This window comes from Mesorhizobium sp. M0001, from assembly GCF_040324255.1.
Lineage (GTDB): Bacteria > Pseudomonadota > Alphaproteobacteria > Rhizobiales > Rhizobiaceae > Mesorhizobium.
Window position 1 is genome coordinate 277,141 of sequence record NZ_JAMYVS010000004.1, and the last position, 22,465, is coordinate 299,605.

Genomic DNA, 22,465 nt, shown 5'->3' on the forward strand with positions numbered 1-22,465 from the left:
TAGCCCCGAAAAGGGCTTCTCAGCTCAGGCAACTCGGCCGGGTGTCCGCAAGGATGCTCGGCCAATTTCTTGTGCGGTGTCGATGAAGGCCCTGAGCTTTGGCGCCATCGACGCCCTGCGCGGGAAGTAGAGGAAGAGGCCGGGCTCCTCGATCGCCGTTTGCGGCAGGATCTGAACGAGGCGGCCGGCGGCCAATTCCGCGCGCACCAGCGGCTCGAACACATAGGTCAGCCCGACGCCGGCAAGCGCAAGGTCGATCGCGGCCAGCGAATCGGTGACGATGACCGTACCCTTCGTCTCGGCCACGACATCCTTGCCGTCCTCAGTCAGGTCCCAGCGATAGAGTGCGCCGGAGCGCACAAGCCGGTAGCCGATGCAATTGTGGTCCGAAAGATCCGCCACACCGCGCGGACGGCCATGCCGGCCGACATAGGCGGGGGAGGCGACGATCACGGCGTTGAATGGCGGCGTCAGCCGGACCGTGACCATGTCCTGTGCGATCATCTCGCCCAGCCGGATGCCGGCATCAAAACCCTCGCCGACAATGTCCACCAGCCCCTGGTCGGTGAGCAATTCGATGGTCACATCAGGATAGCGTTCAGCCATCGCGGCGGCCACGGGAGTGACGGCAAGTGGAACGGCGATGTTGGGAACGTTCAACCTGAGCAAGCCGGAGGGCCGGCCCTTGATGGCTCGGATGCGGTCCATCCGGTCGGCGATATCCTGGAGGGCAGGGGCTGCCGTGTCCACCAGCGCCTTGCCGGCTTCCGTCAGCGAGACGCTGCGCGTGGTGCGCGCAAACAGCGGCTGGCCGATCCGCTCCTCCACGAGGCGCACCGCATGGCTGACGGCGGATGGGGACATGCCCAGTTCTGCCGCAGCTAGCGCAAAGCCGCCGCGTCGGGCAACGGCGACGATGACAGGCAAATGACTGAGCAGATCCCGATCCATTCATGCATGATATCGCATAGTCCTTGCGAACACTTCAATCTTCTCGATGCCGACAGGCTGACCCATATTGCCATCACCGATGCACAAAGGAGAAGAGAGATGGATGCCTTGAAACACGCTACCTTCGCCGCAGGCCTTGCCCTAGCGCCGGTCGATGCCGGCGGCGCCGAGCCGTCCGGTTGGCGCGCGCTCGCCGACGAACGCGCCGTCATCCGCATCGCCGATGCCATCGACCGTGCCGTCGATGCGCAGGACTGGAAGCTTGCCCGCTCCTATTTCGCCGACCGTGTCACCGTCGACTTCAGCAGCCTGTCAGTACAGCCTGCCGCCACCATCCCCTCCGACAATCTGATCGGTACCTGGGCCGGCAACCTCAGGGGCAGCAAGACCAGCCTGCATCTGCGCACCAATCACCAGGTGATCTTTGAGGCGGACGCGGCGACCGTCTCTTCGAACGGCTATGCCTGGAACCGGATGGAAGGCAATGGCGACCCGCTGTGGGAAGTCTGGGGCACCTACGAGCACCATCTGGTTCGCTCCGGGACCGGCTGGAAAGTCGACGGCTTCGTTTTCCGCGCCACGCATGAGCGCGGCAATCCCTGGGTCAAGATGACGCCTGGCCAGTGAGCCGGCGTCAAGAAATCAGGATAGGAAAAACACCATGACCATGAGCTATTACACACTGGGCAACAGCGGCCTGCGCGTCAGCCGGCTGGCACTGGGCACCATGACCTTTGGCACCGAATGGGGCTGGGGCGCGGACAGGGAAACCGCGCGCGCCATGGCCGACGCCTATGTCGAGGCCGGCGGCAATTTCTTCGACACCGCCGACCTCTACACCGGCGGCACAGCCGAAACCTGGCTCGGCGAATTCATCGCCGAGCGAGGCTTGCGCGACAGAGCGGTGATCGCCACGAAATTCACCTTCAACGCGGAGCCCGGCAATCCGAACGCCGGTGGCAATGGCCGCAAGAACATCTTGCGCGCCGTGGATGCCTCGCTGAAGCGGTTGGGCACTGACTATATCGACCTCTACCTCCTCCATGTCTGGGACGGGCTGACGCCGGCCGAGGAGGTCATGCGCACGATGGATGATCTCGTGCGTGCGGGCAAAATTCGCCATGTCGGCCTGTCCGATGTGCCGGCCTGGTATGCTGCCCGCGCGCAGACGATCGCCGAGTGGCGCGGCTACGAGCCGGTGTCGGCCCTGCAGCTTGAATATTCGCTGGCGGAGCGTTCGATCGAAAATGAGTTCGTGCCCTTCGGCACCCGCCATGGCGCAGGAATCATGGTGTGGAGCCCGCTGGCCAGCGGGCTGCTCAGCGGCAAGTACCGGCCGACGCAGGAAGGCCATGCCGGCCGGCTCGACGGCTTTCGCAACACCACTCATCCGGGGTTCCAGAAGTTCACCGAGCGCAACTGGGCGATCGTGGCGGAGCTCGAAAAAGTTGCCGCCGAACTCGGACGCAGCATGGCGCAGGTCGCGCTCAACTGGGTGGCAACGCAACCGGGCATCGCCACCGTGATTCTTGGCGCCACCAAGCTGGCGCAGTTGCAGGACAATCTGGCGGCGTTGGATTTCACTTTACCCGCCGAGCTTCGCGCGCGGCTGGATACGGTCAGCAAGACACCGCCGCCATTCCCGTACGCCTATTTCGGTTCCGACATACAAGCCCGGGTTACCGGCGGCGCCGTGACCGGCGACAAGCCGTTGGGTTATGCGCCGCCGCTGCTGGTCGAGGGCGACGCCGTCAGCATCACCAGCAACTGACGGGCCGCGACGGAAGGCGGAATTGGGCGAGGGGCGCCGCGTGACATCGCGGCGCCCTTCGTGTATCGGAACTCGGCATCGCGCCAGCGGCGGCGCCCGCGCGAGGGCGGCCTGCCCAGGCTGCCACACGCAACAATGACGAGGTCCAGATGACGGCAAAGCCCCTCTATCGACGTGTCCTGCTGAAAGCGTCGGGCGAAGCGTTGATGGGCGAGCAGCATTTCGGCATCGATGTCTCGGTGGTCGACCGAATCGCCGCCGACATCGCCGAAGCCCGCGCACTTGGCATCGAGGTCGGCGTCGTCATTGGCGGCGGCAATATCTTTCGCGGCGTGGCGGTGGCATCCAAGGGCGGCGACCGCGTCACCGGCGACCACATGGGCATGCTGGCCACCGTCATCAACTCGCTGGCGCTGCGCACCTCGCTGAACAAAATCGGCGTCGATGCCGTCGTGCTGTCGGCCATCGCCATGCCCGAACTTTGCGAGAGTTTTTCCCAGCGCCAGGCCACCGCCTATATGAACCAGGGCAAGGTCGTCATTTTCGCCGGCGGCACCGGCAATCCGTTCTTCACCACCGATTCGGCCGCGGCCTTGCGCGCCGCCGAGATCGGCGCCGACGCGTTGTTCAAGGGCACCCAGGTCGACGGCGTCTATTCGGCCGATCCCAAGAAGGATCCGAATGCGACCCGCTTCGAGCGCATCAGCCATGCCGAAGTCATCAACAAGGGCCTTTCGATCATGGATACCGCCGCAATTGCACTTGCGCGCGAAAACAACATCCCGATAATCGTCTATTCGATCCACGAAAAAGGTGGTTTCGGCGATATTCTGCGGGGCGGCGGCCGTTGCACGATCGTCGCCGACGAGTGACCCGGAGTATACTCTCCTAAAAAGGGGATCAGTTTTCGAAAGCGGGTCCGAATATAGGCCCTAAGCAGTGAACCCGGATCAAACGGGTCGAGGAGACTAAGATGAGTGGTGAGTTCGACGACCTCAAGCGGCGCATGGATGGCGCGATCGCCGCCTTCAAGCACGATCTGGCTTCGCTGCGCACCGGCCGTGCCTCCAGCAATCTGCTCGACGCCATCCAGGTCCAGGCCTACGGCACCACCATGCCCATCAACCAGGTGGCGAACGTGTCGGTGCCGGAGCCGCGCATGATCTCGGTTTCGGTATGGGACAAGTCGATGGTCGGCGCGGTCGACCGTGCCATCAGAGAATCCAATCTCGGCTTCAATCCGATCGTCGACGGCACCAATCTCAGAATTCCGCTGCCCGAGCTCAACGAGCAGCGCCGCAAGGAACTGGTCAAGATTTCGCATGGCTACGCCGAGAACGCCCGCGTTGCGGTGCGCCATGTCCGTCGCGACGGCATGGACTTCTTGAAGAAGGCGGAAAAGGACGGCGACATCAGCGAGGACGATCAGCGCAAGCGCTCCGATCAGGTCCAGAAGCTGACCGACGAAACGATCAGCACCATCGATCACCTGCTTTCCGATAAGGAAGCTGAAATCATGCAGGTCTAGGGTCGGCCCACACCGGCCCGAAAGCGAGACAATGGCAACGCCCGCGCATGTCGCGATCATCATGGATGGAAACGGACGCTGGGCCAAGGCGCGCGGCATGCCGCGGCTTGCCGGCCATCGCGCCGGCGTCGAAGCGCTGCGCAAGACGGTGCGCGCCGCGCCCGGTCTCGGCATTTCCTTCCTGACCGTCTACGCCTTTTCGTCGGAAAACTGGTCGCGGCCCAAGGCCGAAGTCAGCGACCTGATGGGGCTTTTGAAGCTGTTCATCCGCCGCGATCTGGCCGAACTGCACCAGAACGGCGTGCGCGTCAGGATCATCGGTGACAGGGCGGGGCTGCAGCCGGACATCAGGGGCCTGCTCGAAGAGGCCGAATCGCTGACTGCGCGCAATGAATCGCTGACCTTGGTCATCGCCTTCAACTATGGCGGGCGCGACGAGATCGTGCGCACGGCACGCAAGCTCGCAGCCGCAGTGGCGCGCGGCGAGATCGACGCAGAGGCGATCACGGCAGACACTTTTGCCGGCGCCCTCGACACCGCAGGCATTCCCGATCCGGAGCTGGTCATCCGCACCAGTGGCGAGCTTCGGCTGTCGAACTTCCTTCTGTGGCAGGCAGCCTACAGCGAACTGGTTTTTCTGCCTTGCTACTGGCCTGACTTCAGCCGCGAACACCTGGCCGACGCATTGCGCGATTTTGCTGGCCGCGAGCGCCGTTTTGGCGGGCTTGCCGCTCAAGATGTCGCTGCCTCGTGATCGGCGGCGGGATGAACAATCTTCAGCTTCGCATCGTCTCGGCGCTGGTGCTGGCCGCAATAGCGCTTGGCCTGACCTGGTTGGGAGGGCTGTGGTTCCGCCTGCTTTGCGCCGGGATATCGGCGGTCATCTTCTATGAATGGGCGCGCATGTCGCGCCCCTTGGCCGGTGCGACCCTCGGCTTCATTCCCGAAGCGCTGCTTCTGGTTTTCGTCGTCGCCCTGGTTGCAGGCGTGCCGGCATCGTGGCTTCTGTCTCTTGTCCTGGCCATGGTTGTGGTCGCTGCTGTCGGCGCCCGTATGCGTGGAGCGGCGCAATGGGATGCAGCCGGTCTTGCCTACGCGGCTTTGTCCGGCTTATCGCTGGCGCTGCTGCGCGGCGGCGACCATCCCGGCCTGGTCGCAATCCTGTTTCTGTTCGCCGTGGTCTGGGCGACCGACATCTTCGCCTATTTCGTCGGCCGCTCCGTCGGTGGGCCCAAGCTCGCGCCATCTATATCCCCCGGCAAGACGCAGAGCGGCGCGCTTGGCGGCGCTGTCGGCGGCGTGGCCGCCGGCGTGCTTCTGGCTGCCGCCGCCGGGGCCGGCAATCTTGGCGTCCTCGCCTTGGTTGCGCTGGTGCTGTCGATTGTTGCCCAGGCTGGCGATCTCTTCGAATCCTGGGTCAAGCGCCGCCACGGCCGCAAGGATTCAAGCGCGTTGATACCCGGGCATGGCGGTGTCATGGACAGGGTGGACGGGCTTGTCGCGGCGGCTTTTGCCCTATACGTGATCGGCTGGATTTCGGCGGGCGCCGATCATCCGGCGCAGGGGCTGTTTCCGGCTTGAGTGATATTTCACGGCGAAGAAATGGCGCACGCCACGGATTCGCCTGGATTGATGTCACAGTCGCGGCGACACCTTTCGCCGCGGGTGAATTTGAGGGCATGACTTGAACGAAATTCTTCACGCGTTTTTCAGCACGGAAGGCTTTGTCCTCGGCACGCTGGTGCCGTTTCTGTTCGTGCTGACCGTGGTCGTCTTCATTCACGAAATGGGCCATTACCTGGTCGGCCGCTGGTGCGGCATTGGCGTGAAGGCCTTTTCGATCGGCTTCGGCCCCGAACTTCTCGGCTTCAACGACAGCCACGGCACGCGCTGGAAGCTCTGCGCCATACCGCTCGGCGGTTATGTCAAATTCGTCGGCGACATGAGCGCCACGTCGAGCCAGCCGAGTTCGGAAGATCTGGAAACGCTGACTGACGCTGAACGCAAGGTCGCCTTCCACACGCAACCCATCTGGAAACGCGCCGCCACGGTGGTGGCCGGACCGCTGTTCAACTTCCTTTTGACCATTGCCGTCTTTGCCGTGCTGTTTTCCCTCTATGGCCGCCCTGTGTTTGAGCCGATGGTGGCGGCGGTCACCGCCGGCAGTCCAGCCGCAAGGGCCGGCATTTTGCCAGGCGACCGATTCGTCGCCGTCGACGGCAGCAAGGTTGAGACCTTCGCCGACGTCCAGCGCCTAGTTTCGGGCCGCGGCGGCGACGCCATCACCTTCACCATGTTGCGCGACGGCAAGGAGGTCACGGTCGTCGCGACGCCGGAGCCAATGGAGCAGCTGGACGCACTGGGCAACAAGGTCAAGGTGGCCGTCATCGGCGTCGTCAACAACAAGGATGTCGGCCAGCCCAGGCTGATCACCTACAGCCCTGTCGGAGCAGTCGGCGCCGCGGTCGAGGAGACGGGGCACGTCATTCAGCGCACCGGCCAGTTCCTGCAGCGATTCGTTGTCGGCCGCGAAGACAAATGCCAGCTGGGCGGCCCGATCAAGATCGCCAAGATGTCGGGGCAGGCGGCAAAGCTGGGCTTCCTATGGCTGGTGCAACTCGTCGCCGGCCTGTCGGTCGGGATCGGAATTCTGAACCTTTTGCCGATTCCCCCCCTCGACGGCGGCCATCTCCTGTTCTACGCACTCGAAGCCGTTTTCCGGCGTCCGGTATCGGAGCGGATGATGGAAATGGGATACCGGGCCGGCCTCTTTCTGGTGCTGGGATTTATGGGCTTCGTCTTCTGGAACGATCTGTTTGGGTGCTGAAATCATGAAGAAATTTGGCTTCAGCACCGGCAATGTTGAGACGCCGTTTACCATGCACGGGGGTATGCGTGACGCGAAAGCCACGCATCAGGGTTAAGTAATTACAAATTAACCAGAAGCCTTGCGTGTAGGGAAAATCCGGTTAATACGGTAGGAGAAATTACCGCACGTCCGGTTTTCTCGCCGTGGGGACTTCGAGAAAAGGTACAAAAGCCCGATGAAGGCAGCATCCAAATTTTTGAGCGCCGCGTCCGCGGTGGCTATGTCCGCCGCTCTGGTTGTACCAGGTGCGCTCGCCGTGCAGTTCGTTGCCACATCTGCGGCGCAGGCAGCCGTTGTCTCGAGAGTCGAGGTCAGCGGCAACCAGCGTGTCGACGCCGACACCATCCGCAACTACATCACGATCAAGCCGGGCAAGGCGTTTTCCAGCGCCGATATCGACGATGCGGTCAAGGCGCTGTTCGGCACCGGGCTGTTCTCGGACGTGCAGATCAATCAGGTCGGTTCGACGCTGGTAGTCAAGGTTGCCGAATACCAGGTCGTCAACCAGGTTCTGTTCCAGGGCAACAAGAAGCTCAAGGACAACGCGCTGGCAGTCGCCGTGCAGTTGAAGCCGCGCGGGACGTTCTCGCAGGCAACGCTGGACTCCGATGTCGAGGCGGTAAAGGCTGCCTACAGGCGAATTGGCCGGGATGACGCCGCTGTCACGACGCAGATCATGGATCTCGGCGACAACCGCGTGAACGTGGTCTTCAACATCAACGAAGGCGGCCGCACCAAGATCGCCGCTGTCAATTTCGTCGGCAACAGCGCCTATTCGAGCCGCCGCCTGTCCGACGTCATCGCAACCAAGCGCTCGAGCTTCTTGTCCTTCGTGCTGCGTGACGACGTCTATGACGAGGACAAGCTCCGCGCCGACCAGGAATCGCTGCGCCGCTTCTATTACAATCACGGCTATGCCGACTTCCAGGTGGTCTCAGCCGTCGGCGAGCTCGACGACACGACCAACCAGTACACCGTTACCATCACCGTCCAGGAAGGCGACCGCTATACGTTCGGCGACGTCAGCGTCGAGAGCACCATTCCCGAAGTCGACTCGAAGGCGCTGGAATCGGTGGTTCAGACCCACAAGGGCGACGTCTACAACGCCAAGAATGTCGAGGACACCATCATCGCGCTGACCGAAAAGGTCGCGGGTTCGGGCTATGCCTTCGCCCAGGTGACGCCGCGCGGCGATCGCAACTTCGAGAACCACACCATTTCGGTCGTGTATACGATCGACCAGGGCACCAAGGCGTATATCGAGCGCATCGAAATCCGCGGCAACGACCGCACACGCGACTATGTCATTCGTCGTGAGTTCGATGTCAGCGAAGGCGACGCCTTCAACCAGGTACTCATCCAGCGCGCGAAGAAGCGGCTGGAAAAGCTAGATTACTTTGAGAAAGTCGACGTTTCGACTGTCCCGGGTTCTGAGCCAGACCAGGTCGTGCTCGTGGTCGACGTGGTCGAGAAATCGACCGGCGAGTTCTCGGTTGGCGCAGGTTATTCGACAGGTGGCGACACTGCCGGTCCGTCTGTCGAAGGTTCGGTCGCGGAGCGCAACTTCCTCGGTCGCGGCCAGTACATCAAGGTTTCGGCGGGTGGCGGCAAGAATTCGCGGGACTACAGCCTGTCCTTCACCGAACCCTATTTCCTGGGGCGCCGTATCGCCGCCGGCTTCGATATCTTCCAGCAGACCCGCAACTACGACCACTATGACAGCGAGACGCTGGGTGCGACGGTGCGCTTCGGCCTGCCGATCACCGACAACATCTCGACGCAGTTGGCGTACAATATCGCCCAGGAGAAGTACAAGCTCGACGACGGTTGCTTGACTGCCGGCGTTTATGACCCGGCAAAATGTGACGTCTCCAATGCGATCCTGGAGGGGATTGAGGATAGCCCGTGGATCAAGTCTTCGGTCAGCTTGGGACTGGTCTACAACACCATCGACGATATGAAGAGCCCGCATGAAGGCATCTACGCCACCACGACTGTGGAAGTGGCGGGCCTTGGTGGCGATGCCAAGTTCGTCAAGGTTACCGGTCGTGGCACTGTCTACCAGACGCTGTCAGAACAGCTGGATCTGGTCGGCCTGATTTCGGGCGGTGCTGGTCATATTGCGAGCTACGGCAATGACGGCTTGCGAATCTTCGATCAGTTCCAGAGCAGCGACCGCATGATCCGCGGCTTCGAGTATGGTGGCATTGGCCCTGTGGACCTCAACACAGGTGACCACCTCGGCGGAACCACCTATTTCAATGCGTCGGCGGAAGCTCAGTTCCCGATACCGGTCATTCCGGAAAGCTTTGGTGTGCGCGGCGCCGTGTTTGCCGATGCCGCAACGCTGTATGGCAGCAAGATTAACACTCCTTTGGTCAATCAGGGGTCAGTCGACTTGGAACTGCGCGCCTCGGTTGGTGTCGGCTTGTTGTGGTCATCGCCTTTCGGCCCGATCCGCATTGACTACGCGATGCCCGTCAAGAAGGAAAAGACCGACGACGTGCAGGAATTCAACTTCGGCATGTCGAGCCGCTTCTGATCTTGCGGTAACGATGCTTCCGGGCCGTTGGGGTCCGGAAGAGAATTGATCCGACCTAGCTGGATATTGCTTCTGGAATGACCGATCCGGTGTTCTTCGCGCCATCACGCCGGTATACGGCCGGCGAAGTCGCGAATCTGACCGGCGCATCGCTTGTCGATTCCGATCTTGCCCACATATCGATCGATGCGTTGGCGCCAGCCAACGAAGGCGGCGAGGGTGCGCTCGTCTTCGTCGACGGCAAGCGCAATTTCGCGCTGATGCAGTCGCTGAAGGCGGCGGCCGTGTTTTGTCCCGCCGAGTTCGCGGGCAAGGCGCCGGCCGGCATCGCGGTTCTGGTGCATCCGCGCCCGCAGCAGGCCTTCGCCATGATCGGCCGGCTGCTGTTCCCGACAGCGGCTACGCCGGGGCCGATGACCAGCGAAACCGGGGTCTCGCCGCAAGCTCATGTCGATGCCACGGCGCGTATCGAGGCAGGCGCGATCATCGAAGCCGGAGCGGTCATCGGCCCCCGTGCTTCCATAGGCAGCGGAACAGTCATTGCCCCCCACGCCGTAATCGGTCCCTCCTGCCAGATCGGCCGTGACGGCTACATTGGGCCGGGTGTCAGTGTTCAGTATGCGCTGATCGGCAACCGCGTCATCATTCATGGCGGCGCCAGGATAGGCCAGGACGGCTTCGGCTTTGTCGGCGGCGCCAAAGGCCCTGAGCGTGTGCCGCAGGTCGGCCGCGTCATCATCCAGGACGATGTCGAAATCGGCTCGAACACGACCGTCGATCGCGGCGCCATGTCGGATACGGTCATCGGTCAGGGCACCAAGATCGACAATCTGGTGCAGATCGCCCATAACGTTCGCATCGGCCGCAATTGCATTATTGCCGGGCTCTCTGGTATTTCCGGCTCCGTCACCGTCGGTGATGGTGTCACCATGGGCGGCGGCGTTGGCCTTGCCGATCATTTGACCATCGGATCAGGGGCCAAGCTTGCTGCAAGAAGCGGGTTCATGAGCAACGTGCCGGCGGGCGAGATCTGGGGAGGCTATCCGGCGCAGCCGATGGCGGAAGCCATGCGCGAGATCGCCATGCTGAGGAAGCTCGCCAGGACGCGCAAGCAGGGCGAAGGGGGAAGTAGCTGAGATGGTGCCGGCGACGCTCGAAGCGGTCGATATATTGGGGTTGATGAAGCTTTTACCGCATCGCTATCCCTTCCTGATGATCGATCGCATCATCGAAATCGACGGCAATGATTCTGCCATCGGCATCAAGAACGTGACCATCAATGAGCCGCATTTCCAGGGCCATTTCCCGGATCAGCCGGTGATGCCGGGCGTGCTCATCGTCGAGGCCATGGCGCAGACCGCCGGCGCGATCTGCATCCGTAACCTCAACACGGAAAAGCCGTCGCTGGTCTATTTCCTGACCATCGATAATGCGAAATTCCGCAAACCGGTCGTCCCGGGCGACCAGTTGAAAATCCACGTCAAGAAAATCAAGATGCGCGGCAACCTGCTCAAATTCGCCTGCGAGGCCATGGTGGAGGGCACAAAGGCCGCCGAAGCCGAGATCTCGGCAATGATGGTTACCGGCTGACGGTTCGAAATGCTCATGAAAATACAGACTTCAATCCACCCCTCGGCCGTCATCGAGGCCGGCGCGCAGATCGGCGAAGGCGCCGCAATAGGACCTTTCTGCTATGTCGGCGCTGACGCCGTGATCGGTGACCGCGTCGAACTGGTCAGCCATGTCTCGGTGCTGGGCGCGACAACCATTGGCGCCGCGACCAAGGTCTATCCAATGGCGACACTGGGCGGACCGCCGCAGAACACCAAGCACAAGGGCGGCCGCACCACTTTGGTCATCGGCCAGAACTGCACGATCCGCGAAGGCGTGACCATGCATCTCGGCACCGATTCCAGCCGCGGCGAGACGACCGTCGGCGACAACGGCAATTTCCTTGCCTATGCCCACATTGCCCATGATTGCGTCGTCGGTAAAAACGCCACCTTCGCCAATGGCGCGACCCTGGGCGGCCATTGCGAGGTCGGTGACAGCGTTTATATCGGCGGCCTCAGCGCCGTTCATCAGTTCGTGCGTGTTGGTGACAACGCCTTTCTCGGCGGCTGCTCGGCTTTTGTCGGCGATGTCATTCCCTACGCCATTGCGGTGGGCAATCGCGCCAGCCTGCGTGGACTCAACATCATTGGCCTGAAGCGCGCCGGGTTGCCGCGCGCAGAAATCTACCTGCTGCGCAAGGCTTACAAGACCATCTTCGACCGCTCCCGCACTGTCGGCGAGAACATCGAATTCGCCAAGGCCGAGTTTGCGTCGTCGCCGACGGCCATGAAAATCATCGATTTCATCACCAGTCGCGGCAAGCGGCATTTTGCCGTCCCGTCGCTTAAGGGTGGCGACGGCGACGATGCCGATGACGAAGGCTGAGGCCACTTCAACGGGCCTCGAACTTGCGCCGGACGCCAGGGTCGGCATCATTGCCGGCGGCGGTAGCTTGCCGGTCGAAGTTGCCGCCGGCCTGGCGGAGGCCGGACATCGGCCTGTCATCATCCTGGTCGAAGGTCAGGCCGACCGTCAGTCCGACCTCACAATCTATGAGCGTGAAAGCCTTGCGCTGGAAGACATCGGCTCGCTGGTTGCGTTGCTGAGGCGCCGGCGGATCACCCATCTTGTGCTTGCCGGCGAGATCAGGCGCAGGCCGCGGTTGGTCGACATGCGTCCGAGCCTTGGGCTACTGGCACTTATACCCTCGCTCGCCATGGCGCTTGCCCGCGGCGATGACGGGCTGTTGAAGATATTGACCCGCGGCCTGGAGGCACGGGGCGTCAAGGTCGTCGGTGCGCATGAAGTCGTGCCCCGGCTCGTCGCGGCCGAAGGGCCGCTGACCAAAGCAGTGCCGCGAAAGTCCGACTGGCGCGATATCGAGGCGGCACACGCGGCGGCAAAGGCCATCGGCGCGCTCGACATTGGCCAGGCGGCAATTGCCATCGGTGGCCGCACTGTTGCCCTGGAAGGCGTCGAGGGCACCCACGGACTGCTCGAGCGGACGCAGCAGTTGCGCGGCCATGGCAGGCTGGCCGGCAAGACGCGCGGTGTCCTGGTCAAATGCGCCAAGCCTGGCCAGGAATTGCGTGCCGATCTGCCATCTATTGGCCCCCAGACCGTCGAGGCGGCGCATGCCGCGGGGCTCGCCGGCATTGCCGTCGAAGCCGGCCGTTCGCTCATCCTCGAAGGCCCCGCCGTTGTCGCGCACGCCAATGCGCTCGGCCTGTTCGTGTTCGGCCTGCCGGCTGCGGGGGCTGTCCATGGCAGCTGAGAAGCCGCTGAAGATTGCCATCGTCGCCGGCGAAGAATCCGGCGACCTGCTGGGCGCCGACATCGTGCAGGCGCTGAAGCGCATGACCGGGCGCGAGGTGCAACTCGTCGGCATTGGCGGGCGGCATCTGCAGGCGCTCGGACTGGCGCCGCTGTTCGATGGCGCCGAGATCGCGCTGATGGGGCTCAGCGCCATCCTGCGTGACTTGCCGCGCCTGATGCGGCGGATCAGCCAGACGGCAAGTGCTGTCGCCGCCGAAAAACCCGACTGTCTGATCACCATCGACAGCCCTGATTTCTCGCTGCGCGTCGCCAAAAAGGTCCGCGCCGCCGATCCGTCAATCCCGACCGTCCATTATGTCTGCCCGAGCGTCTGGGCGTGGCGGCCGGGTAGGGCGGCCGCGATGAAGCCCTATGTCGACCACATACTGTGCATCCTGCCTTTCGAGGTAAAGGAGCTCAGCCGTCTCGGCGGCCCGCCCGGCACTTACGTCGGACATCGCCTCACGCATGATCCAGGCGTGCTGGGCGCGGCCAGGGCGCAAGCCCAGCCGCGCGATCTCTCTGCCGATCACATCAAGACGCTGCTCGTCCTGCCAGGGTCGCGGCGCGGCGAGGTGAGCCGGCTTATCGGTCCGTTCGGCGAGACGGTGTCGGCGCTGCGCGCGCGTGGCCACCGGCTGCGGCTGTTGCTGCCGACGGTGCCGCATGTCGCCGAACTGGTCAAAACATCGGTGGCGCGCTGGGATCAGGAGCCGGAAGTCATCCTCGATCCCGAGCGCAAGTGGCAGGCCTTCGGCAAGGCCGATGCGGCGCTGATCGCGTCTGGAACGGTGTCACTGGAACTGGCGATGTCGGGTGTCCCGATGATCTCTTGCTACAAGTTCGATCCGATCATGCTGATGGCGCAGAGCCTGATCACGGTGTGGAGCGCTGCCTTGCCCAACCTTATTGCCGACCGGCCGGTCGTGCCGGAAAGCTACAACCAGTATGTGCGGCCGCACTATCTGGCGCGGCAGCTCGAGGCACTGTTCTCAGACACCGCCTACCGCGCCTGGCAAAAGGACGGCTTTGGCGAGGTTGCCAGACGCATGGCCACCGACAGGCCCTCCGGCGACATCGCCGCCGATGTCGTTCTTCGCCACATCGGGAGAGCGAATAGGGCTTAGCGAGTGAATAGTGAATAGTGAATAGGATTAACGCACTCTCGACTATAATCAAGCTGCTACTTACTACCTGCTACTTACTACTTGCTATTCACTACTTACCATTCACCATTCACTCTCTTTCACCTTTTCGCAATCGGCACGTAGTCGCGTTCCGGGGCGCCGGTATAGAGCTGGCGCGGGCGGCCGATCTTCTGGTGCGGGTCCTCGATCATTTCCTTCCACTGCGCGATCCAGCCGACGGTGCGCGCGACCGCGAACAGCACGGTGAACATGGTGGTGGGGAAGCCCAGCGCCTTCAGCGTGATGCCGGAATAGAAATCGACGTTCGGATAGAGCTTCTTTTCGATGAAGTAGGAATCGGTCAGCGCGATCTTTTCCAGCTCCATGGCGATGTCGAGCAGCGGATCGTCCTTGATGCCGAGTTCGCCGAGCACCTCATGCGCCGTCTTCTGCATGATTTTCGCACGAGGATCGTAGTTCTTGTAGACGCGATGGCCGAAGCCCATCAGCCGGAACGGATCGTTCTTGTCCTTGGCGCGGGCGATGAATTCCGGGATGTGGTCGACATGGCCGATTTCTCCCAGCATGTTGAGCGCGGCCTCGTTGGCGCCGCCATGCGCCGGGCCCCACAGGCAAGCGATGCCGGCGGCGATGCAGGCGAACGGATTGGCGCCCGACGAGCCTGCAAGCCGCACGGTCGAGGTCGAGGCGTTCTGCTCGTGGTCGGCATGCAGGATGAAGATGCGCTCCATGGCGCGCGCCAGCACCGGATTGATCTTGTATTCCTCGCACGGCACCGCAAAGCACATATGCAGGAAGTTGGCGGCGAAGTTCAGCTCGTTCTTCGGGTAAATGAAGGGCTGGCCGATATGGTATTTGTAGGCCATGGCCGCAATCGTCGGCATCTTGGCAATCAGCCGCATCGAGGCGACCATGCGCTGATACGGGTCCGAAATGTCGGTGGAGTCGTGATAGAAGGCCGACAGCGCGCCGACCACGCCGCACATCACAGCCATCGGATGCGCGTCGCGGCGAAAGCCGGTGAAGAAGCGCGACATCTGCTCGTGCACCATGGTGTGGCGCGTTACCCGGTAGTCGAAATCGTCCTTCTGCGCCTTGGTCGGCAGTTCGCCGTAGAGCAGGAGGTAGCAGACTTCGAGGAAGTCGCCATGCTCGGCCAGCTGGTCGATGGGGTAGCCGCGGTGAAGCAGGATGCCGGCATCGCCGTCGATGAAGGTTATCGCCGACTCGCAGCTCGCCGTCGAGGTGAAGCCGGGATCGTAGGTGAAGGCGCCGGTGGTGTTGTAGAGCGCACCGATGTCGATGACGTCGGGCCCGACCGAGCCGCTTCGCACCTTGAATTCATGCGTCTTGCCGGCCAGTTCGAGCGTGGCAGTCGACGGGTGCGTCGTCTTGCTGCCGGTTTCCAGTCTTGTCGCAGCTTCGCTCATTCTCAAACTCCTTCATGTTCCTCATGCCGGCAAGGCAATTCCTGCAAACGACACGTCGAAATCACCGGAATGCGCGAACTCGCCACCGCATTTTAGGAGGTGCGTGCCAGATTGGGCCAAGGCCTAATGTTGCACTGCGAAACCCGCCTTTCAATGCCAATCTTTTTGGGCCAGCTCGCTCCTAATCGATTTGATCCGCAATCCGCGCCAGGCTTTCCTCGCGGCCAAGCACGGCAAGCACGTCGAACACGCCGGGCGAGGTGCTACGGCCGGTAAGGGCCGCCCGGAGCGGTTGGGCCACGGCGCCGAGCTTGTGGCCGCCGGCCGCTGCGAACTCGCGCACCGCGGCTTCAGCCGCGGCAGCCGACCAATCGCCCGAAACAGTCTGCAAAGCGGCATGTGCGCCGCGCAGGATCGCGCGCGCGTCGGCACTGAGCAGTGCTGCCGCCTTCTCGTCGATCGGCAGCGGCCGCTCGACGAACAGGAAGGCCGCGCCATTGGCCAGTTCCACCAGCGTCTTGGCGCGCTCTTTCAGGCCCGGCAAGGCGGCCAGCAACTGCGCCTTCCTGGTGTCGTCGAGACGGGCGGCGATAGCAGATCCGCCTTCGAGGTATGGCAGAGTGGCGACGAAAATGTCGAACAGCTCGGCATCGGCCATCTTGCGCATATGCGCGCCGTTGATCGACTCGAGCTTGGCGAAGTCGAAGCGCGCCGCACCCTTGTTGACATCGCCGATGTCGAACCACGAAATCATGTCCTTGATCGACATGATCTCGTCGTCGCCATGGCTCCAGCCGAGCCTTGCCAGATAGTTGAGCAGTGCCTCGGGCAGATAGCCCATGGCGCGATAAGCCTCGACACCCAGTGCGCCGTGCCGCTTCGACAGCTTGGCGCCGTCGGCGCCGTGGATCAGCGGGATATGCGACATCGACGGGACGTCCCAGCCCATGGCGTTGTAGATCACCGTCTGGCGCGCGGCGTTGGTCAGATGGTCGTCGCCACGGATGATGTGGGTGACGCCCATGTCATGGTCGTCGACGACGACGGCATGCATGTAGGTCGGATTGCCGTCCGAGCGCAGAATGATGAAATCGTCGAGGTCCTTGTTGGGGAAGCGCACCTCGCCCTGCACACGGTCGTGCACCACGGTTTCGCCCTCGGTCGGCGCCTTGATGCGGATGGCGCCCTTGACGCCGGGAGGCGCCTCCGAGGGGGCACGATCGCGCCACTGGCCGTTGTAGCGCGGCGGCAGATCCTTGGCGCGTGCGGCCTCGCGCATCGCCTCGAGCTCGGCAGGCGTCTCGTAGCTGTAATAGGCCTTGCCCAGGCGCACCAGCTCCTCGGCCACCTCACGGTGGCGCGGCGCGCGCTCGAACTGCGATATGGCCTCACCGTCCCAGGAAAGGCCGAGCCAGGTCAGCCCATCCAGAATGGCCTGTGTCGCCGCCTCGTTGAAGCGTTCGCGGTCGGTGTCCTCGATGCGCAGCACCATCGTGCCGCCGGTGTGCTTGGCGTACAGCCAGTTGAACAGCGCCGTGCGCGCGCCGCCGATATGCAGATAGCCGGTGGGCGAGGGGGCAAAACGGGTGACGACCGTGTCGGACATGGAACTCTCGGAACCTTGGAAAGCGAGCGTGATCGCGCGGACTTTCGCGCTTTGCGCGTTCATGTAGCATAGGGGGTCTGGGGCGCAAGGGGCAGACCCGATGGCTGGACGTGGCCGGGGCACGTCGGCAATTATCGGTTGCGTCAACTGGCGCTGGAGCCTTGTAGCACAAAATCTGTTCGCACCCTCCGCGCAACCTCGTTTGGCAGCAGCGTCAATGTCTGGGTTTCATTCGGCTGCAGCGTCCGTCACAGTGCCTGGAACATCGCTGCGACGGTGGTAGCCCCCTCTGACGAGCGGACATTTCTTCACGGATGCGGCACTGCCCGACTACAACGCCGCCGTGACAGCGTTGGCTTGGTCACGCATATTGACCTTTCTGCAATCATTATCGTGAACACCGCAACTGTGTGCAGGCCGGTCTCGCCACGAAGGAGGCATGATTGAAAGAAGGACTACCGATGACCGAAAACGCCGACCATACGGAGGGTGATCCGTTCTACCATGGTACCCGGGCGGATTTGAAACCCGGGGATCTGCTGAGCGTCGGCCACCCTTCCAATTTCAGAGGTAAACCACTGTCATGGATCTATTTCACCCAGACACTGGAAGCCGCCATCTGGGGAGCAGAGCTTGCAACGGGTGACGGTCGTCAAAGGATTTACATCGTAAAGCCGACAGGGTTTTTTATGGATGACCCTAACCTGACCGACAAAAAATTTCCCGGTAATCCGACGAAATCCTACCGCTCCCGTGATCCGTTGCTCATCCAGGGTGAACTCGGTGAATGGCAGGGTCATACACCGGAACAATTGAAGGCAATGCACGATGGGCTTGCTCGCGTGAGAGCGGAGGGCCAGGATATGATTGAGGATTGAGCGTCCTTGCCAGGTGATGGTCGATTCCGGCGCGGTGGACGTGATCACGCGGACTTTCGCGCTTTGCGCGTTCATGTAGCATAGGGGTCTGGGGCGCAAGGGGCAGACCCGATGGCTGGACGTGGCCGGGGCACGAAGGAAGGCGAAGGCGCCGAGGCAAGCGTCAGCGAACGCTCGCTGTTTGCCGATAGTCCCTATGCCGAGCCGCTGCCCCTCGCGCTGCCTGAGCCGCATCCCGGCGTCGCGCCTGCGCTGCCCGGTCACGCGTTGCCGGCGCAAGTCACAGCGCCCGGATCTATCGCCCGTCTGCGCAGACGGCTTCGCCGTCCGTCATGGCCCGCGCTCCGCCGCAGCCTTGCCGTGGCCGCCAACACGGAGCTCGACCGGGGCGTCGCCTTCCTGCTGGTGCCGGTTTTCCTGGCGGCCGGCGTCATCATTTATTTCTCGCTGGCCGGCGAGCCCGGCTTTGCGCAGCCAATCGCCATTGTGGTGCTGGCGACATGTTGCGCCCTCGCCACGCGATCGCGGCCGAGGACGCATCTGTTCTGCATGGCCGCGATGCTGTGCGCGCTCGGCGTCGTCGCCGCCAAAGTCGAGACTTGGCGCGCCGGAACGCAGATGCTCGGCTCCGAGATTCAGACACGGCTGACCGGCCGCGTCGTCAGTCTCGAACAGATGGAAAGCGGCCGCATCAGGCTGACGCTCGATGTGGTTTCGACCGCTTACCCCGAGCTGCGCTACGCCCCGGAGCGGGTCAGGCTCTCGGCGCGGACCGTTCCCGCCGATATGACCGCCGGCTCCCTGATCACCGGCTATGCCAGGCTGTTGCCGCCGACCGGTCCGGTGCGGCCGGAGAGCTACGATTTCTCCTTCGACAGCTATTTCACCGGTATCGGCGGCAGCGGCTTCTTTCTCGGCAATCCGAAAACCATTGCTACGCAGGGACCGCCGCCGCTGACCGCGCGGCTCTCCTCGGCAATCGAGAACGCGCGCGAAAACATTGCCGACCATATCAGGGGCAAAATCGGCGGCGCCGAAGGCGAGATTGCCGCGGCGTTGATTGTCGGGGTGCGCGCCGGCATCCCGGACGAGGTCAACGAAGCGATGCGGCGCACCGGCATCTACCACATCATCTCCATCTCCGGCCTGCACATGGCGCTGGTTGCCGGCACCATCATGGTGTTGCTGCGTGGCGCCTTTGCGCTGTTTCCCGATTTCTCTTCGCGCCGCCCAGTCAAGAAATATGCAGCAGTGGCAGCACTCGTCTCCATCGCCGCCTATCTCGTCATTTCAGGCGTCGTGGTTGCCGCCGAGCGCAGCTTCATCATGCTGGCGGTCATGCTTGTCGCCGTGCTGTTTGATCGCGCCGCACTCACCATGCGCAATCTGGCGATCTCCGCCATTGCCGTCATCCTGGTGTCGCCGCACGAGGTGGTCGGTCCCAGCTTCCAGATGTCGTTTGCCGCCACCGCCGCCCTTGTCGGCGCCTATGCCGGCTGGGCCGATTACCGCGCCGACAAGGTGAGAACGCCGCTGGCAAAGCGCTCCTTCGTCGGCTTCCTGTCGCGAAAATTCGCGCTGGCCATGGGCGGCCTCGCCATGACCTCGATCATCGCCGGCAGTGCAACCTTGCTGTTCGCCATCTGGCATTTTCAGCGTGTGTCGCCGCTCAGCCTGATCGCCAATCTGGCCGTGATGCCGATTGTTTCGTTGATCGTCATGCCCTTTGCCGTGCTCAGCGCACTGGCGATGCCGTTCGGCGCCGACGGGCCGCTCCTCTATGTGATGGGCAAGGGTCTGATGGCGATGATCGCTATATCGGCCTGGATTTCCGAGCGCTCGCCGGTCGACGCCGTCGGGCTGATCTCCATCCGCTCGGTGCTGTTGGTGGCGGTCGCCCTCGTCATCGCCACCATGGCCACCACCTGGCTCAGGCTGGCGGCCGTGCCTTTCGCGCTGGCCGGCCTGTTGACGGTGCCGCAGGTGCTTACGCCCGACGTGCTCATATCCGAGGACGCACATCTGGTGGCCATGCCGATAGGTGGCGGCGAACTCGCCCTCAACCGCGAACGCTCCAACGAATTCACCACGGACAATTGGAAACGGGCGCTGCGGGCCGAAACCATTATCCCGCCCGAGATTTTCGAGGCAACAGATACGCGGTTCGATCTCGATCCGCTCGATCTGCCGCCCGGGTCGCCCTTCTATTGCATGGGCGATCTCTGTATCGCCCGGCACCCTTCCGGAGCCATTGTAGCGCTTGCGAAAGACCGCAAGACGGCGCGGCCGGCCTGTGCCTTCGCGAGCCTGATCGTCATCGATGACGCCACCGCCTACAATCCGTGCCGCGACCCGCTGGTGCTGGTCGTGACGAAGAAACAGCTGGCCCGCGACGGCAGCGCCGCCGTCTTCTTCGATCCGCAATCGGCAGCTGCAGCGCCAACCATCCGCTTCGCCGTCGACAAGCCGTATCGCCCCTGGCACGAGCAACGCCGCTTCTCCCGCGAAGCGCGCGGCCTGCCGCCTTACAACCAGCGTGAAAAATACAAACCCAAGCCGGCTCAGTAGCGCCGGATCAATCCGACAAGCTTGCCCTGCACCTTCACCCTGTCCGGTCCAAAAATGCGGGTCTCGTAGGCCGGGTTGGCGGCTTCCAGGGCGATCGAGGCGCCCTTGCGGCGGAAGCGTTTCAGGGTCGCTTCCTCATCGTCGACCAACGCCACCACGATCTCGCCGGGGCTGGCTGTGTCGGCATTGCGGATGATGACCGTGTCGCCATCGAAAATGCCGGCCTCGATCATCGAATCGCCCTTGACCTCGAGCGCGTAGTGTTCGCCGCCCATGATCATATCGGGCGGCACCGAGATCGAATGGGTCTGATGCTGGATGGCGTCGATCGGCACGCCGGCGGCGATGCGTCCCATAACCGGGATTGAAATCGCGGAAACGGCATCGTCATTGCCGGCCGACATCGAACGCGACGGCGAGCCCGGCTTGATCTGGCGGCCGAGACCGCCTTGGCCCATCGCGCCTTGTCCTTGGCCGCCTTGCCCTTGGCCGGTTTGACCAAGACTGCCCTGAATCACGCTCGGCGAAAACTTCCTCGCCGCATTGAGGCCTGGTGCGATCGAGTCGGGCAGCCGCAGCACTTCCAGCGCGCGCGCCCGGTTCGGCAGCCGGCGAATGAAACCGCGCTCCTCAAGCGCCGTGATCAGGCGGTGGATGCCGGACTTGGAGGCGAGGTCGAGCGCTTCCTTCATCTCGTCGAAGGACGGCGGGATTCCGCTCTCCTTCAGGCGTTCATGGATGAACATCAGAAGCTCATGTTGTTTGCGCGTCAGCATCGCGGCCCCCAAGGGTTCTGAAATCAGAATCAGAAAAAACAAACCCAGAACAAACACTATCTGTTCCAGTTGTGTTCCGCAACCTTTTAAAGTTTAATGAATGTGTTGACGTTTTGTTCAGCGTAACGTTCGGCGCTGCGAGCGCCGCCTGCGCCCATTTGCCGGCAACGGGTGAAACGAAGCCAAAGTGCCCTGCGCGTCGGCTACGACCGCCGCTTCCTTTTCGGACGGGGCTGCGCAGCATCCGCGCCGGGTTCGCTCTGGGCATAGACCTGCAGCGTGTAGCCGATGTGAGCGGTCATCAGAGTTTTCGCACGTTCGACGTCGCGATCGAGGGCCGCTTCCATCAGGGCGGTATGGTGTTCGATCGCCACGGCGTCGCGCAGGGCCGCCACGGCCTTCCGGTGTCCATCCGTGCGGCCGGCGGCGGCGCGCAGCGTCGGGACCAGACCCAGAAAGCGGTGATGGCGATGCAATTGGTCGGAAATCGTCGCATTGAAGCGCAGCAGCCAGCTGGATGTCGCGGCACTGAGCAGCGCCGCATGGAAGGCATCGTGTTTTTCGTACCACGCGTCGACCGCATCATCCGATGGATCGTCGAGAACAGACCCGCACCGTGAGAGACGATAGTGGGCGGCAACGACCGCGTCTTCCCACTCACGGTCGCCCTTCTCGATCGATTCCACCAGCAGGGGCAGTTCGACCACCAGCCGCGCACGCGCCAAATCCTCGAGCTCCGCCCGAGAGGCGGGAGCGACCGCAAACCCGCGGTTGCTGATGGCGGTCACAAGCCGTTCCGCCTCCAGCCGCGACAGCGCCTCGCGCAACGGCGTCCAGCCGATGCCGTAGGTGTTGCGCAGCGTGCTCAGCTTCAACGGCGCGGCAGGCGCCAGCCGGGTCGCAAGAATATCGCGCCTGAGCAGGCGATAGGCCACTTCCGTCTTCGAGGTCTGCTCGTCATCCAGCATCGTGATCCATCAGACATAAACGCTCGGCTGAGCATTATATATCAAAGCCTTTCAATGGGTG

General features: G+C 62.9%; 20 protein-coding genes. 15 read left to right on the forward strand and 5 right to left on the reverse strand.

Annotation, left to right across the window (positions count from 1 at the left end):
- Positions 1-24: 24 nt before the first annotated feature.
- Entirely contained in the window at positions 25-951 is a 927-nt protein-coding gene (locus tag NKK50_RS14205; protein WP_023671024.1) for a LysR family transcriptional regulator, read from the reverse strand.
- Between the two features lie 99 nt (positions 952-1,050).
- On the opposite strand from NKK50_RS14205, the gene NKK50_RS14210 reads away from it, so the two are divergent.
- The 13 genes from NKK50_RS14210 (at position 1,051) to lpxB (ending at position 14,157) form a co-directional block, all read left to right on the forward strand.
- Entirely contained in the window at positions 1,051-1,578 is a 528-nt protein-coding gene (locus tag NKK50_RS14210) for a nuclear transport factor 2 family protein (RefSeq protein WP_023745114.1), read from the forward strand.
- Positions 1,579-1,612: 34 nt separating this feature from the next.
- Entirely contained in the window at positions 1,613-2,722 is a 1,110-nt protein-coding gene (locus NKK50_RS14215; RefSeq protein ID WP_023745113.1) for an aldo/keto reductase, read from the forward strand.
- Between the two features lie 149 nt (positions 2,723-2,871).
- Positions 2,872-3,594 carry a UMP kinase gene (pyrH, locus tag NKK50_RS14220; protein ID WP_023671026.1) on the forward strand — a complete coding sequence of 241 codons (723 nt, stop codon included), beginning with the start codon at positions 2,872-2,874 and terminating at the stop codon, positions 3,592-3,594.
- A 101-nt stretch (positions 3,595-3,695) separates the two neighbouring features.
- Entirely contained in the window at positions 3,696-4,250 is a 555-nt protein-coding gene (gene frr, locus NKK50_RS14225) for a ribosome recycling factor (RefSeq protein WP_023671027.1), read from the forward strand.
- A gap of 31 nt (positions 4,251-4,281) precedes the next feature.
- Entirely contained in the window at positions 4,282-5,004 is a 723-nt protein-coding gene (locus NKK50_RS14230) for an isoprenyl transferase (RefSeq protein ID WP_023748403.1), read from the forward strand.
- A gap of 11 nt (positions 5,005-5,015) precedes the next feature.
- Positions 5,016-5,831 (forward strand): phosphatidate cytidylyltransferase, encoded by an 816-nt coding sequence (locus tag NKK50_RS14235; protein ID WP_023696555.1) that lies wholly within the window; start codon positions 5,016-5,018, stop codon positions 5,829-5,831.
- Positions 5,832-5,934: 103 nt separating this feature from the next.
- Positions 5,935-7,077, forward strand: a complete 1,143-nt coding sequence (gene rseP, locus NKK50_RS14240; RefSeq protein WP_023693444.1) for an RIP metalloprotease RseP — start codon at positions 5,935-5,937, stop codon at positions 7,075-7,077.
- A gap of 217 nt (positions 7,078-7,294) precedes the next feature.
- Positions 7,295-9,661 carry an outer membrane protein assembly factor BamA gene (gene bamA, locus NKK50_RS14245; RefSeq protein WP_023745112.1) on the forward strand — a complete coding sequence of 789 codons (2,367 nt, stop codon included), beginning with the start codon at positions 7,295-7,297 and terminating at the stop codon, positions 9,659-9,661.
- 77 nt (positions 9,662-9,738) lie between these two features.
- Positions 9,739-10,797 (forward strand): UDP-3-O-(3-hydroxymyristoyl)glucosamine N-acyltransferase, encoded by a 1,059-nt coding sequence (gene lpxD, locus NKK50_RS14250; protein ID WP_023745111.1) that lies wholly within the window; start codon positions 9,739-9,741, stop codon positions 10,795-10,797.
- Between the two features lies 1 nt (position 10,798).
- Positions 10,799-11,251 (forward strand): 3-hydroxyacyl-ACP dehydratase FabZ, encoded by a 453-nt coding sequence (gene fabZ / locus NKK50_RS14255; RefSeq protein WP_023684696.1) that lies wholly within the window; start codon positions 10,799-10,801, stop codon positions 11,249-11,251.
- Positions 11,252-11,266: 15 nt separating this feature from the next.
- Positions 11,267-12,100: an acyl-ACP--UDP-N-acetylglucosamine O-acyltransferase gene (lpxA, locus tag NKK50_RS14260; RefSeq protein WP_023706235.1), complete on the forward strand. Its 834-nt coding sequence runs from the start codon at positions 11,267-11,269 to the stop codon at positions 12,098-12,100.
- Entirely contained in the window at positions 12,087-12,989 is a 903-nt protein-coding gene (locus NKK50_RS14265; protein ID WP_352543570.1) for an LpxI family protein, read from the forward strand. Before lpxA ends, NKK50_RS14265 begins: the two co-directional genes overlap by 14 nt.
- Complete coding sequence (gene lpxB / locus NKK50_RS14270) at positions 12,979-14,157, forward strand: lipid-A-disaccharide synthase (RefSeq protein WP_352499997.1); 1,179 nt, start codon at positions 12,979-12,981, stop codon at positions 14,155-14,157. Before NKK50_RS14265 ends, lpxB begins: the two co-directional genes overlap by 11 nt.
- Before the next feature lie 119 nt (positions 14,158-14,276).
- Here lpxB and gltA read toward each other — a convergent pair whose 3' ends face one another.
- Entirely contained in the window at positions 14,277-15,608 is a 1,332-nt protein-coding gene (gene gltA, locus NKK50_RS14275; RefSeq protein WP_023671037.1) for a citrate synthase, read from the reverse strand.
- A gap of 181 nt (positions 15,609-15,789) precedes the next feature.
- The gene (gene gltX, locus NKK50_RS14280) at positions 15,790-17,214 is read right to left on the reverse strand and encodes a glutamate--tRNA ligase (protein ID WP_023745108.1); all 1,425 of its coding nucleotides are present in this window, start codon (positions 17,212-17,214) and stop codon (positions 15,790-15,792) included.
- Between the two features lie 461 nt (positions 17,215-17,675).
- Here gltX and arr point away from each other — a divergent pair, with 461 nt between their 5' ends.
- Together arr and NKK50_RS14290 are read left to right on the forward strand one after the other, a co-directional pair.
- Positions 17,676-18,092, forward strand: coding sequence for an NAD(+)--rifampin ADP-ribosyltransferase (gene arr / locus NKK50_RS14285; RefSeq protein WP_023745107.1), 417 nt, complete (start codon positions 17,676-17,678; stop codon positions 18,090-18,092).
- 111 nt (positions 18,093-18,203) lie between these two features.
- Entirely contained in the window at positions 18,204-20,660 is a 2,457-nt protein-coding gene (locus tag NKK50_RS14290; protein WP_352543571.1) for a ComEC/Rec2 family competence protein, read from the forward strand.
- Here the strand turns inward: NKK50_RS14290 and lexA are convergent.
- Both lexA and NKK50_RS14300 read right to left on the reverse strand, forming a co-directional pair.
- On the reverse strand, positions 20,654-21,436 hold the full coding sequence (gene lexA, locus NKK50_RS14295; RefSeq protein ID WP_023724387.1) for a transcriptional repressor LexA: 783 nt from the start codon (positions 21,434-21,436) through the stop codon (positions 20,654-20,656). The two genes, NKK50_RS14290 and lexA, sit on opposite strands and share 7 nt — an antisense overlap.
- Positions 21,437-21,639: 203 nt before the next feature.
- Positions 21,640-22,404, reverse strand: coding sequence for a GntR family transcriptional regulator (locus NKK50_RS14300; RefSeq protein WP_023671042.1), 765 nt, complete (start codon positions 22,402-22,404; stop codon positions 21,640-21,642).
- Positions 22,405-22,465: the final 61 nt, after the last annotated feature.

Bases quoted from the DNA above. Each gene is read 5' to 3' on its own strand.
- NKK50_RS14205 (WP_023671024.1), bottom strand. From the start codon at position 951: ATGGATCGGGATCTGCTCAGTCATTTGCCTGTCATCGTCGCCGTTGCC.
- lexA (WP_023724387.1), bottom strand. From the start codon at position 21,436: ATGCTGACGCGCAAACAACATGAGCTTCTGATGTTCATCCATGAACGC.
- lpxD (WP_023745111.1), top strand. From the start codon at position 9,739: ATGACCGATCCGGTGTTCTTCGCGCCATCACGCCGGTATACGGCCGGC.
- pyrH (WP_023671026.1), top strand. From the start codon at position 2,872: ATGACGGCAAAGCCCCTCTATCGACGTGTCCTGCTGAAAGCGTCGGGC.
- lpxB (WP_352499997.1), top strand. From the start codon at position 12,979: ATGGCAGCTGAGAAGCCGCTGAAGATTGCCATCGTCGCCGGCGAAGAA.
- bamA (WP_023745112.1), top strand. From the start codon at position 7,295: ATGAAGGCAGCATCCAAATTTTTGAGCGCCGCGTCCGCGGTGGCTATG.
- gltX (WP_023745108.1), bottom strand. From the start codon at position 17,214: ATGTCCGACACGGTCGTCACCCGTTTTGCCCCCTCGCCCACCGGCTAT.
- NKK50_RS14215 (WP_023745113.1), top strand. From the start codon at position 1,613: ATGACCATGAGCTATTACACACTGGGCAACAGCGGCCTGCGCGTCAGC.
- NKK50_RS14300 (WP_023671042.1), bottom strand. From the start codon at position 22,404: ATGCTGGATGACGAGCAGACCTCGAAGACGGAAGTGGCCTATCGCCTG.
- NKK50_RS14230 (WP_023748403.1), top strand. From the start codon at position 4,282: ATGGCAACGCCCGCGCATGTCGCGATCATCATGGATGGAAACGGACGC.
- NKK50_RS14210 (WP_023745114.1), top strand. From the start codon at position 1,051: ATGGATGCCTTGAAACACGCTACCTTCGCCGCAGGCCTTGCCCTAGCG.
- NKK50_RS14265 (WP_352543570.1), top strand. From the start codon at position 12,087: ATGACGAAGGCTGAGGCCACTTCAACGGGCCTCGAACTTGCGCCGGAC.
- arr (WP_023745107.1), top strand. From the start codon at position 17,676: ATGACCGAAAACGCCGACCATACGGAGGGTGATCCGTTCTACCATGGT.
- lpxA (WP_023706235.1), top strand. From the start codon at position 11,267: ATGAAAATACAGACTTCAATCCACCCCTCGGCCGTCATCGAGGCCGGC.
- gltA (WP_023671037.1), bottom strand. From the start codon at position 15,608: ATGAGCGAAGCTGCGACAAGACTGGAAACCGGCAGCAAGACGACGCAC.
- NKK50_RS14290 (WP_352543571.1), top strand. From the start codon at position 18,204: ATGGCTGGACGTGGCCGGGGCACGAAGGAAGGCGAAGGCGCCGAGGCA.
- NKK50_RS14235 (WP_023696555.1), top strand. From the start codon at position 5,016: ATGAACAATCTTCAGCTTCGCATCGTCTCGGCGCTGGTGCTGGCCGCA.
- fabZ (WP_023684696.1), top strand. From the start codon at position 10,799: ATGGTGCCGGCGACGCTCGAAGCGGTCGATATATTGGGGTTGATGAAG.
- frr (WP_023671027.1), top strand. From the start codon at position 3,696: ATGAGTGGTGAGTTCGACGACCTCAAGCGGCGCATGGATGGCGCGATC.